Genomic DNA, 12,280 nt, shown 5'->3' with positions numbered 1-12,280 from the left:
GCATGCGCGCATTCGTCACCGGGGGAACCGGATTCGTCGGCTCGAACCTGGTCGCCGCGCTGTTGGAGCGGGGCATGCAGGTGCGGGTGTTGCGTCGCTCGACCTCGCCGATGGCCGCGCTGGAGGGTTTGGACTGCGAGACCCGAATCGGCGACGTCAATGACGGCGTCGAGGCACTGACCGAGGCGATGGCCGGCTGCGACTGGGTGTTTCACACCGCGGCGATTTCCGACTACTGGCGTTACCGGACGCAGACCCGGCTCTACCGCACCAATGTCGACGGCACCCGCGATATGGCCACCGCCGCTGCGCGCGCCGGGGTTCAGCGATTTGTCTACACCAGTTCACTTGCCGCACTGGGGGTCCCGGAACGGGGACATGAGCTGGTCGAGACCGATGAATTCAACATCCGCCCGAGGCAGTTCCCCTACGCGCACAGCAAGCACCTCGCCGAGGCTGAGCTGCAGAGGGCCGCTGCTGCCGGTCTGCCGGTGGTGATCGTGAACCCGTCCGCGGTCATCGGTCCTCGCGATGTCAACCGCATCGCCAGCGCAATGCTCGTCGAAGCGCAACATGGGCGGTTGTGGTTCGCCGCACCCGGCGGCACCAACTTCGTCTCTGTCGACGATGTCGTGGCCGGCCACATCGCCGCCGCCGAGCGGGGACGCATCGGGGAGCGCTACATCCTGGGTGGGGAAAACCTACTGTTCCGTGCGGCGTTCACGGAAGCCTGCGCGCTCTTCGGGCGTCCCGGGCCGTCGGTGATGTTGCCGCGCTGGTTCATTCCGGTGGCCGCGGCCGGGGTCAGCGTCGCCCGCGTCGTGGTGGGACCGCGGCTGCCGATCGACGCCCGTCAGATGCGGCTGTCGACGGCCGAGATCTTCGCCGACGCCAGCAAGTCGCGTGAGGAGCTGGGGGTGCCGTTCACGCCTTTCCGCACCGCGCTGCGGGCCGGCTACGAGTGGTACCGCGCCAACGGCTATCTGGACTAGCCCAGTCGCCACGGGCATCTAGTCCTCGTCGTCATCCTCGCCGCTGGAGTCCTTGTCGCTCAACAGTTTTTCTGGGTGGTGGTAGTGGTTGGTGCGGGGTTGACCGTGGTCTAGATGCGGTGGGGGCAGGGTTTGGGTGGTGCCGTCGTGGTGCTTGCGGGTTTTCCAGCCGCCGGTGGTGATGAGTTGGTGGTGGGGGCCGCAGCGCAGGGTGAGGTCGGTGATGCCGGTGCGTCTGGTTTTGGCGTAGTCGTTGTCGTGATGCACTTCGCAGTGGTAGCCGGATATGGGGCAGTTGGGGTGCGAGCATCCGCGTTCTTTGGCGTAGAGCACGATGCGTTGGGCGGGGTTGGCGAGGCGTTTGGTGTGGAACAGGGCGAGTTCTTGGGCGCCTTGGTAGATGCGTAGATAGTGGTGGGCGTGAGAAGCCATCGACACCACGTCACGGATGGGTAGCCAGGTGCCCCCGCCGGTGTGGGCTTTGCCGGTGCCGTTTTCCAGGTCGGCCAGGGTGACCGAGACGATGATGGTGGCCGGTAAGCCGTTGTGCTGTCCCAGTTCCCCGGAGGCCAGGAGGGCGCGGCCCATGGCGGTCAGGGCGTCGTGGTTGCGTTGCGCGGCACTGCGGGTGTCGGTGTCGATCTGGGTTTGGGAGGGGGTGCCGCCGGTACAGGGGGTGTCGTCGTGGGGGTTGCACATGCCGGGGGCGGCCCAGCGGGCCAGGACGGCATCAAGGGTGGCGCGGGCTTGGGGGTCGAGGTAGCCCTTGATCGGGCTCATGCCGTCACGGTCTTGGGGGCCGAGGACTACACCGCGGCGTTTGGCGCGGTCGTCTTCGGTGTAGTTGCCGTCGGGGTGCAGGTGGTCGGCGAGGCGTTGGGCGAGTTTGGCGAGTTCGTCGGGGCGACAATCCGTGCCCAATGCGGTGAGGTGTTGTTCGGCTTGGGTCAAGGTGCCGGCATCAACGGTGTCGGGTAGGTAGTGGAAGAACGAGCGGATCACCGCGATGTGGGCGGCGCCGATCTTTCCCGCACGTTGGGCAGTGGCCACGCTCGACAATGTCGGTGCCAGGGTTTCGCCGGTCATGGACCGGCGGGGCCCCAGCTCGGCGGCCTCGGTGATACGCCGGCCGGCTTCACCGCGGGTCAGATGTAACTCGTCTGCCAGCACCCAGCGGGGTTTGCCGCCCAACTCGGCGGGGTCAGTGGCGGCGAGGCGGTTGACCAGCGGGTGCTCCACCGCGGGAAGGCGCCGTCGCAGCCGCTCGCAGCGCCGCAGCAGGGCAAGGCATTCCCGCGGGGTCAGTGCGTCGAAGTCCAGTTCCAGCGCTCGATCCAGGTCAGCGGACAGGGTGTCGAAGACTTCGACGACCGCTTCCCTGGCATTCGAACGCATGTGCTAATAGTAGCGCCGGCCCCCGACAAGCTGCAGAACTTATCCACAACCAAAAATACTGTGACACAAGTGAATACAGTGAAAAATCGAGCGGTGTTGAGATTGCATCTCGGTCCCATTCGCGGCACAGAGGCTAACTAGATATTGCACGAGCATCGGTGTCATCTGCTCTATCGGCATCGCTGACCGCACTTTTTGCGTCAACGGTTATGCATATTGGATCTACCAAACTGCGGCGACGCGACCAACGTTCCGCCAAGCGAGCAGACCATGAATTTGGGACAGACGAGTGATCCGCGCGTGAAGACCCGTGGCTGCCCCTGACTCTGGTAGAAGAGCTACCAGCCTTGCTGAGCCCGGGTCGCCGGCCTAGCCCACCTGCGACAGCAGCGCCTCGGTCGGTGGTCGGCGCTGGGTCCAGGGCTGCACCGATTCGATCTGCGCCGCCAGGGAAACCAGGGTGGCCTCGTCATTGGCCCGCGCCACCAGGTGCACCGCCTCGGGTAGGCCGTCGTCGGCGATACCGGTCGGCACGGAGATGGCCGGCTGACCGCTGTAGCACTGGGGGAAGGTGAACGGGATGAACTTGAGCATCTTCAGCATCGCCCGGGTCGGCCCGAGCCCCTCGAAATAGCCCACCCGCACCGGCGGGATCGCCAGCACCGGGGTCATCAGGATGTCGAAGTCGGCGATTCTGCGCTGCGAGCGGGCGGTGATCCGGGGCTCCGCGGCGACAGCCCGGCGAGCCAGCCAATCCGGCACCAGTCGGCTGGTTCGGGCCTCAGCCTGCATACGCCGTTCCAGCAGTTCGGTTTTCGGGAGCCGCTCGATCTCGTGGGCGAACCCGTTCATAAACAGTGCGAGCACCGCGGCGATACCCAGCACCGGATAGACCGGGTCACGCTCGATCACTTCGTGGCCCAGCGAGCGCAACAAATCTGCGGTCTCAAGGACCGGTCGCCGTACCTCATCGCTGACGTGAACCGGGACCACTGGCTTGAAGGACATCGCGATCCGCAGTGGCCGAGGAGCCGCGAGCAGTGTCTCCATCAGCGGGGGCGCCGGTGGGGGCGAAGGAATCTCGTCGTCGGGTTCGGGGCCGGTCATGGCGTCATGCAGTAGGGCGGCGTCCATGACGCTGCGCGCCAGCGGCCCGATGTGGTTGAGCCCGTGGAACCGGTAGGCCCGCTCCGGTGACTCCTTGGTGCTGACCCGGCCGCGCTGGCCCTTCAGGCCGACCAGTCCGCAGCAGGCCGCCGGAATACGCACCGACCCGCCGCTGTCGCTGCCGGTGGCGCCGGGCACCATGCCGGCGGCGACGGCGGCCGCCGAGCCGCCGCTGGAGCCGCCGGTGGTCCGGTAGAGATCCCACGGGTTGCGGGTCACACCCCAAGTCGCCGACTCGCTCACCGGGTAGGCGCCGAACTCCGACAAATGGGTCTTGCCGATGATCACCGCGCCGGCGGCCCGCAGCCGTCGCACGGCGGCGCTGTCGGTGCTTGCCGGGCCGACGTCAATTCCGGTGCCGCACATCGAGGAAACGCCGGCCACGTCGGTGTCGTCCTTGACGGCGATGGGCACACCGGCCAACGGCAGGGCTTCGCCGGCGGCCAATCGCTGCTCGACGTCTGCCGCCTCGGCCATCGCTCGGTCGCCCATCACCGTGCGGAAGGCGTTCAACACCGGGTCAAGCCGGGCGATCCGATCCAGATACAGGGTTACCAGCTCGCGCGGCGACACCTCACGCGCGCGTACCAGCTGCGCCAAGCGCGCGACGCCGGCGAAGGCCAAGTCATCATCGTGCGCGGCAGGCATCCTTGCGTCCTTTCCCCCGCGGACAACAATACCCACCGTGCGTTGGCGTAACCGTGTGTCCGCGTTGGCGACACACTGAGAACTGCCGAGCGGTCAGCTCCCCGTCGCCGGCTCGATGTTGTGGTTGAGGGTGAATCGGTTGGCCGGATCAAGGCGTGCCTTGAGCTCGGCGAGACGGCGGTATCCGGCGTCACCGAATGTCGCGCGAATGCGGTCTTGGCCCTCGTCGCCGACGAAGTTCAAGTACGCACCGGCCGGTCCCAGCGGTCGCAGGATCTCGAAGGCCTGCCGGGCCCACGCCGTGCATCGCGCGCTCTCGGCGGGGTCGGTCCACGTCGCCATCAAATGAATGATGTAGGGGTGTTCGCGGGCGACGATGGCCGTCGACTCCGCCGGAACCCGGCTGGCGAAGCCGCCCAACCGGATCAGGTGCAGCCGGGTCTGCGCCGACGGGCGCGACCGCCCCAACAGGGCGATGCGCCGGATGGCCTCATCGGTGAGCTCGGTGACGAACAGCGACTTCCAGTAGTTCAGCCAGCCGTAGGGCGCCGTGTAGTCCAGGGCCTGCTGCCAGGTCGAGTAGTCCAGTTTGTGCTGCAGGGCCACCACCGGCTTGGCCGCCACGCCGCGAACATTGAGCAGGGCGCTGACGTCGTCGCTACCGGTCTGGTCGGTCCGTGTGGAACAGGCCAGAACGTTGACCAGTGACTGGCCCGTCGTGAGGTCACTGGAGAAGTCGAGGATGGACGCCAGGTGGTCGGGCGCGTTGTCCATCTGGGCTCGGAAGTGTTTGAGGGCTGCCTCGGCGTCGGCGTCGGGGTAGGACTGCACGCCGGCCACTACACCGTCGACCGGGTGCAGGCGCAGCACGAACTGGGTCACGACGCCGAAGTTGCCGCCACCGCCGCGCAGCCCCCACAGCACGTCGGCGTTCTCGGTCTCGCTGACCGTCATGACGTCGCCGGACGCGGTCACCAGGGTGGCGCCGATCAGGTTGTCGCAGGTCATGCCGTGGGCTCGGGAGAGCCACCCGATGCCGCCGCCGAGCGAAAATCCGCCGACGCCCGTCGTCGACACCACGCCGCCGGGGCAGGCCAGGCCGTGCCTGCTGGTGACCGGGTCCACGTCACCCCAGGTGGCACCGGCGTCGACGTAGGCGATCCGCGCCTCGGCGTCCACCCGCACCCCACGCATCTGGGTGAGGTCGATGACAATGCCGCCATCGGTGGCCGAGTGGCCGGCGACGCTGTGACCGCCGCTGCGCACGGCGATCTGGGCACCGGAGTCCACGGCATAGCGCACAGCGGCGACGATGTCGTCCTGCGAGCGGCACTGCAGGACCACCTGCGGGCGCTTGTCGATCAGGCCGTTGAAGACCTGGCGCACCTCGTCGTAGCGGGCGTCGCCGGGGTAGACGGCATCACCGGTGAAGCCGGGCACGGTGGGGGTGGTGGCTGTCATCGCATCCTTAGCGGGTCAGCGCGGCGAGCTCACTCGTCGCGGAGTTCGGTCGCCGGAGTGGACCGAGTGCTCTTCCAGGCGGGAATGATGGCCGCGAACACCGCGGCGATGGTGGCCAACACCGCGTAGAGGACCGCGTCGGACCAGGGGAACACCAGCGGCGTGACCAGCCCGACGTTGACCACGGCTGCCCGGCGCACCGCCTCGGAGATCGCGATAGCGAGTACCGCGCCGAACAGGCCGCCGGCGGCCCCGGCGATGACTGCCTCGACGGTGGTGATGCTGAACACGCGCAGCCGGGTGGCACCCAGCGCCTGGATCAGGGCCACTTCGCGCCTGCGGCGGATACCGACCAGCAACAACGTCGACAGCACCGAGATGAAGGCGATCGCGAGCAGCCCGTACTTCAGGGTGTTCAGCGGCGTGAGGTAGCGACCGATGGAGGCCGCGATGTCGGCGGCGTAACCGTCGGTGTCCACCGCCGTCACCGGCTGGTCGAACTGCGTGGCCTTAATGTTCTCGATGACCTGATCGGCGCTGAGTCCGGGGGCCGGGGTGGCGAAGATCAGGCCGGCGGGCTGGGGACCGTAGATCTTTTCGGCGATCGCATAGGGCATGTAGATCCGGCGTCCACCGTATTCGGGCGTAGCCACAATGGTGCCGATACTCATCGCCTGCGCGTCGAGTCCACTTCCAAATACGAGAGTGTCACCAATGTGGAGATTTTTCTCGCGTGCCAGCACGCTGCCAATGACGACCTGATTGGCTTTCTGGCTTGCCTCCGGGGATTGCCCCGCGAGTAATCCGAACGGAAATGTCGGTCGATCCTGCGCCTGAATATGGGCCAACGATCCGTCTTTGAGGCTGATCTCGATTTCAGCCATCCGCTCGGTTTTTTCTACCCCGGCCACGGAGTTCAGTTTGTTGACCGTCTGCGGAGCGAATCGGGCATCAATGGGGCCGTAATCGGCGAACTGTGTAGTGGTGATGGCAATGCGGCCGTCCGCCTGCGATTCGGCGACCTTGGTGGCACCGATGTGGATCGCCACCAGGAATCCGGACAGTAGGATCGCGACTACGACAGGAACCGCGATGGCTCCGGAGATGGCCGCGGTGCGGGACCTGTCTGAGCGCAGTGCGTTGAGCGCGATGGTCAGCGTGGCCCCGCTCGACTTGTCCGGTCGCGGGCGCAGGCTGGTGATCGCCTGCGCGCTCAAGTACGCCGTGGCCAGCAGCAGACCGATGAGGGCGACGACCGCCCCGACATCGGCGATGATGGCCTGCCAGGCGACCAGCGCGCCGGAGAGCGTAGCCAGCCGAGCCGCGATCACCCCGGCCAGCCCGATCGCTAGCAGCAGTAACGCCTTGAACCAGATCTTGCGCTGCGTGGTCTGTTCCTGGGCCGCTCGACCGGAGAGCTCGGCCGCGATGGGAGTGTTGGAGGCCGACAGGGCGGGGCCGATCGCGGCGCCCACCGCCAGGAAGATGCCGGCCAGGACGCCGATCACCAGGATCGCCGGTTTGAGGATCACCGGGACGGTGACGCCGACGAAGCGTTCGGTCAGCTCGCTGGCGCTGGCCACGATCGGTTCGGAGATCACGATGCCGGTCAGCACACCCATCGCCGAGCCCACCGCACCCAACAGTGCGGCCTCGCTGAGGAATCCGGTCATGATCGACGCCGGTGAGGCCCCCAATGCCGACGCGATCGCGATCTCGCGTCGGCGCTCTTCCACTGAGAGCCGGGTGATCTGGGTGATCAGGATGACCCCGACACCGATCGAGATCAGGGCGAAGATCCCGAGCAGGGGCAGCAGCACGTCGTTCACGTTGTAGCCCTTCGCGGGCTCGCTGCGGGGCTGCACGGTGTAGGTGGGGCCGAGCGTGGTCTTCAGGCGCTGCTGAACCTCGCCGGCGTTGGCGTCTTTGTCCAGGGTCACGTACAGCATGTCCACCCGGTCGCCGCGGGCGAACTGCACCTTCGCCATGCTCAGCGGCAGCACCGCGACCAGGCCGTTGTTGACGTCGTCGAGATCGGCCACCCGCTGGAACTTCTCCAACGACAGCTGCCCGACGTCGGTGACCAAGGTCGCCGAATCATTCAGGGAGTCGCCCAGGGACTTCGAGGTCGCCGGTGGGGGCTCCTGCTGACCCGTCTGGCAGACCTTCGGGTCGACGATCCACTGGGCCGAGCAGTCCACGCCCAGGGCCAGCCCGAAGCTCTCTTTGCCGTCGTTGCGGATCATCGTGACACCGCGAATGACCGGCACCACGGCTGCCACCCCGGGCACCGCCCGGGAGTCCTCGACGACGGCGGGACTGATGCCGCCGCGGGTGGCGGCCCCGACCACGCGCAGCGGCGCGGGTCCGGCGATCTGGTAGCCGACGTCTTCGACGGCCTTGGAGACGCTGGTGACCTCGATCATGACGGCCACGACGACTGCCACTCCGCCGCCGAGCGAGAATGCCGCCAGTGCGGCCCGGAATGCGTGTTTACGGACGGCGCGGAAGTTGATTATCCGCAGCAGGCCGAACGTCGCGGCTAATGTTCCGCGAGCCATGTCACATTATTTGCCGCGTGAGCCATTCCGCTGTCGGTCTCAACTTCACCGTCAAGCAATGAGATCAGACGAGGAGCGTCGTCAGCTATTTTCCGGTCGTGGGTCACCAAAACAATTGTCTGGCCGGCCGCGTTCAAGTTATACAACGCGTCAATAACCCGCTGACCATTTACGGTGTCGAGGTTGCCGGTCGGCTCATCGGCGAGAATCACGTCGGGCTTCATGAAAAGCGCCCGGGCGACGGCCACACGCTGTTGTTCGCCGCCGGACAATTCCGACGGGACACGCTTGGACTTGGCGGCCAGGCCGACCTGGTCGAGCAGGCTCATTGCATGCGCGTGCTGGGCGCGACCGGATTTACCTGCCAGCAGGCCCGGGAGCATCACATTCTCAACCACCGAGAGGCCCGCCAGAAGGTTGAAGGCCTGGAAGACATAGCCGAGCGTCTGACATCGCACAGTGGCCAGCTGCTTGCGTGAGAGCTGCGAGACGCTTTGGCCGTTGATGAGGACATCGCCGCTGGTAGGCAAGTCCAGCAGGCCGAGGATGCTCAGCAGGGTGGACTTGCCCGAACCCGACGGGCCGACCATCGCCACGAATTCGCCGCGAGTTATCTGGATATCGATGTTGCGCAAAATCGGCGTGGCGGTATCGCCCTCGCCGAACTGTTTGTTGAGTTTGCGCGCTTCAAGGACCACAGGAGGCCTAAGGACGACCGGCGACGTGTGTCCGTTCCGGTTGAGCTCCATATCTACGGTATGCATCTCGGTCCTGATCATGAATCTCCGGCGGGCGTCGTAAAATACCGATCATGCCCGCGTTGGGCGCGTTTCTCAATTCAGTACGCACTCCGCGAAGTTGGTGCGCTACGCGGCGCTATGGGCCGAGCATACCGGCGCTGGTCGCCTGCTGAAAATCGTTTGGTCGTGACCCCCGCCACCCGTGGCCGTCGCGCTCCCGGACCGATCTCGCGGGAACCCGACATCCCCGGCAACCCCGATGGACCAGAAAGCGCCAGCTGAGCTGCGGCGATCCAAGGCATGAATTTGCGGCCACCCAAGTGCACGATGCTCCGGTCAGGTGCGCCGGGCCTTTTGGGTGGCGGGGTGAACAGCCACCAGGCCGAGTTCGTTACGTCGCTGGCAGATCGCGGCCAGCTCGGCGTACGCCTTGGACCCGAGCAACTCGGTCAGTTCCGGGGCCAGACTCTGCCAGACCTGCCGGGCGCCGACGTGTGCTGCCGGGTCGCCGGTGCAGTACCAGTTCAGGTCTTCGCCGCCCGGGCCCCAGCCGCGCCGGTCGAATTCGGTGATCGTGGTCTTGAGGATTTCGGTGTCGTCGGGGCGAGTGACCCATTCCTGGCTGCGCCGGATCGGCAGCTGCCAGCACACTTCGGGCTTCATCGTCAGGGGTTCCACGCCGAGCCGGACAGCCTTGATGTGCAGGGCGCAACCCGCGCCACCGGCGAACCCCGGCCGATTCAGGAAGATGCAGGCGCCCTTGACGGTGCGGGTGCGCAGTTGTTGTTCACCGTCGTTCTCGTCGTATTCCAGGTAGCCCTTGCGGCCCAGACCTTTGTCGCGCAGCTGCCAGTCGGCGTCGGTGAGTTGGGAGACCGCGTCATCGAGGTTGGCGCGGTCGTCGTCGTCACACAGGAAGGCGCCATGGGAACAGCACCCGTCGTCGGGGCGGCCGGCCACGATGCCCTTGCAGGCGGGGGTGCCGAAAACACAGGTCCAGCGGGACAACAGCCAGGTGAGGTCGGCGGCGATCAGGTGTTCGGGGTTGTCGGGGTCGTAGAACTCCACCCATTCGCGGGGGAAGTCCAGCTCGACTTCACCGGGATGGGAACGGTGCTGCGCGGGGGTCACGAATCTCCACGCTAGACCAGAAATTCACGTTGCCTCACCATGTCCGGGCCTGTCCCCACTAAGTTGGGTGCGTGCGATTAGGGGTGCTCGACGTCGGCAGCAACACCGTCCACCTGTTGGTGGTCGATGCCCACCGGGGTGGTCACCCGACTCCGATGAGCTCGACCAAAGCCACGTTGCGGCTGGCCGAGGCGACTGACAGCTCCGGCAAGATCACCCGGCGCGGAGCTGACAAACTGGTGTCCACGGTGGGCGAATTCGCCACCATCGCAGCGAGTTCGGGCTGTGCGGAGTTAGTGGCGTTCGCCACCTCGGCGGTGCGAGACGCGTCCAACTCCGAGGACGTGCTGGCCCGGGTTCGATCGGAGGCCGGTGTCGAATTGCAGGTGCTCGCCGGCGAGGACGAATCCAGGCTGACATTCCTGGCGGTGCGGCGCTGGTTCGGCTGGAGTGCCGGACGGATCAACAACCTCGACATCGGTGGTGGCTCGCTGGAGATGTCCAGCGGTGTCGACGAGGAGCCGGACGTGGCGCTGTCCCTGCCGTTGGGCGCCGGGCGGCTCACCCGGGAGTGGCTCACCGAAGACCCCCCTGGCCGGCGTCGGGTGGCCATGCTGCGGGACTGGTTGGACACCGAGCTGGCAGGTGCCGCTGCGGAGGTGCTGGAAGTCGGGCCGCCCGATCTGGCGGTCGCGAGCTCCAAGACGTTTCGTTCGCTGGCGCGGTTGACCGGGGCGGCGCCATCGGCCGCCGGCCCGCGCGTGAGGCGCACACTGACCGCCACTGGCCTTAGGCAGCTCATATCATTCATCTCTAGGATGACCACGGCTGATCGGGCCGAATTGGAAGGGGTGAGCGCCGAGCGTGCGCCACAGATCGTGGCGGGTGCTCTGGTGGCGGAAGCGAGCATGCGAGCGCTGTCGATTGAAACGGTGGAGATTTGCCCGTGGGCGCTGCGGGAGGGTTTGATCCTGCGCAGACTCGACAGTGAGGCCGACGGCGTCACCCTGTTCGGATCTCCAGCGGCGGGCATGGCCGCAGCGCGGTCAAAGGGAGGGCACCGATGAGTGGACCCAAGCCTGACCCCCGCGACGTCGAGACGCGACCCATCTCGGTAGCCGAACTGCTCGCCAAGAACGGCAATATCGGTGCCCCGCCGGTCACCGGGCGACGCCGGCGCCGGCGCGGCAATGCCGACGCCGTGACGGTCGCGGAACTGACCGGGGAGATCCCGATCATCCGCGACGAGGCGCCGCCCCAGCTCGAGGTCGCGGCTCCGCCATCGGCATCGGCCGACGGTGAGCCGAGCGGTGCCCTGCCCGTCGGTCCGGCACCCGGATTCGTCGAGGAGGACCGGCCCGCGACCGGGCCGCGTCCGGTGCAGCGGGTGGAACCCGCCAAGCGGCCGGCAGCCGAGCCGCGCTGGCCCAAGTCCCCGCCGCAGGCGCCACGCGGCAGTGGACCCGAGCAAAGCCCCTACCCCCGGCCGATGCGGCGGTCCGACCCGCCGCCGGCGGCAGACAACGGCCAGCCGGACGAAACCCGGCCGACAGGCTCGGGGGCCGAACGGATGCGGCCGGATCCGGTTGACACCTATACCGATATAGCCGTCGATGTCATGGAGAGCGACGTTCGCGATGCCGATCTGCCGGCCGGGGACTCCGCATTCGTGCGGTCGTTTTTGACCAAGGGCCGCTCCACCGAGCGAGCGGGCGGCTCAGCGTTGGTCGCCGACGGACAGGCCGAGCTCGCCGACGCCGACAGCGCCGAGGCGGCCGCCGACGTCGAGCCGGCCGACCTCTACGTCGGTCGCCCGGGCGTGGTGGGCGGCTTGCTGGTGGTGCTGCAGTCGCTCCTGGCGGTGGCATTCGGCGGCGGCCTATTCATCGTTTTCGACCAGCTGTGGCGGTGGAACAGCATCGTGGCCTTGGTGCTCACGGTCCTGGTCACACTCGGCCTGGTGGCCGCGGTGCAGGCGGTCCGTAAGACCGTCGACATCGTCAGTACGTTGATCGCGGTCGCGGTCGGTTTGCTGGTTACGTTGGGGCCGCTGGCGTTGCACGCCAATTAGCCGTTCACTATTACTTCGTGCGCCCTGCCATCAAGGTCGGATTGTCGACCGCTTCCGTCTACCCGCTGCGGGCGGAGGCTGCCTTCGAATATGCGCTGTCTCTTATACACATCT

General features: G+C 66.9%; 9 protein-coding genes and 1 pseudogene. 4 read left to right on the top strand and 6 right to left on the bottom strand.

Annotated features, from left to right (window positions below):
* Positions 1-2 precede the first annotated feature (2 nt).
* The gene (locus LI94_RS09120; protein ID WP_046300989.1) at positions 3-992 is read left to right on the top strand and encodes an NAD-dependent epimerase/dehydratase family protein; all 990 of its coding nucleotides are present in this window, start codon (positions 3-5) and stop codon (positions 990-992) included.
* An 18-nt stretch (positions 993-1,010) separates the two neighbouring features.
* On the opposite strand, the gene LI94_RS09115 is transcribed toward LI94_RS09120, so the two are convergent.
* The 6 genes from LI94_RS09115 to LI94_RS09090 all read right to left on the bottom strand — a co-directional run bounded on the left by LI94_RS09115 (position 1,011) and on the right by LI94_RS09090 (position 10,095).
* A complete protein-coding gene (locus tag LI94_RS09115; protein WP_046300986.1) occupies positions 1,011-2,387 on the bottom strand; it encodes an HNH endonuclease signature motif containing protein in 1,377 nt (458 codons plus the stop codon).
* 369 nt (positions 2,388-2,756) lie between these two features.
* Positions 2,757-4,202, bottom strand: a complete 1,446-nt coding sequence (locus LI94_RS09110; RefSeq protein ID WP_046300985.1) for an amidase family protein — start codon at positions 4,200-4,202, stop codon at positions 2,757-2,759.
* Between the two features lie 93 nt (positions 4,203-4,295).
* Positions 4,296-5,663 carry an FAD-binding oxidoreductase gene (locus LI94_RS09105; RefSeq protein ID WP_024444011.1) on the bottom strand — a complete coding sequence of 456 codons (1,368 nt, stop codon included), beginning with the start codon at positions 5,661-5,663 and terminating at the stop codon, positions 4,296-4,298.
* Positions 5,664-5,692: 29 nt separating this feature from the next.
* Positions 5,693-8,224 (bottom strand): FtsX-like permease family protein, encoded by a 2,532-nt coding sequence (locus LI94_RS09100; protein ID WP_024444010.1) that lies wholly within the window; start codon positions 8,222-8,224, stop codon positions 5,693-5,695.
* Positions 8,206-9,003: an ABC transporter ATP-binding protein gene (locus LI94_RS09095; RefSeq protein WP_231384365.1), complete on the bottom strand. Its 798-nt coding sequence runs from the start codon at positions 9,001-9,003 to the stop codon at positions 8,206-8,208. Before LI94_RS09095 ends, LI94_RS09100 begins: the two co-directional genes overlap by 19 nt.
* 297 nt (positions 9,004-9,300) lie before the next feature.
* Positions 9,301-10,095, bottom strand: a complete 795-nt coding sequence (locus tag LI94_RS09090) for a hypothetical protein (protein WP_046300984.1) — start codon at positions 10,093-10,095, stop codon at positions 9,301-9,303.
* A 71-nt stretch (positions 10,096-10,166) separates the two neighbouring features.
* On the opposite strand from LI94_RS09090, the gene LI94_RS09085 reads away from it, so the two are divergent.
* The 3 genes and pseudogenes from LI94_RS09085 to LI94_RS23095 all read left to right on the top strand — a co-directional run.
* Positions 10,167-11,162, top strand: a complete 996-nt coding sequence (locus LI94_RS09085) for a Ppx/GppA phosphatase family protein (protein WP_024444007.1) — start codon at positions 10,167-10,169, stop codon at positions 11,160-11,162.
* Positions 11,159-12,166: a hypothetical protein gene (locus LI94_RS09080; RefSeq protein ID WP_024444006.1), complete on the top strand. Its 1,008-nt coding sequence runs from the start codon at positions 11,159-11,161 to the stop codon at positions 12,164-12,166. Before LI94_RS09085 ends, LI94_RS09080 begins: the two co-directional genes overlap by 4 nt.
* A 17-nt stretch (positions 12,167-12,183) precedes the next feature.
* Positions 12,184-12,280 (top strand): annotated as a pseudogene (locus LI94_RS23095) (sugar phosphate isomerase/epimerase); the annotation flags it as partial.

It is taken from the genome of Mycobacterium sp. UM_Kg27 (genome assembly GCF_000972905.1).
Lineage (GTDB): Bacteria > Actinomycetota > Actinomycetes > Mycobacteriales > Mycobacteriaceae > Mycobacterium.
This window is presented reverse-complemented; position numbering and strand designations above follow the sequence as displayed.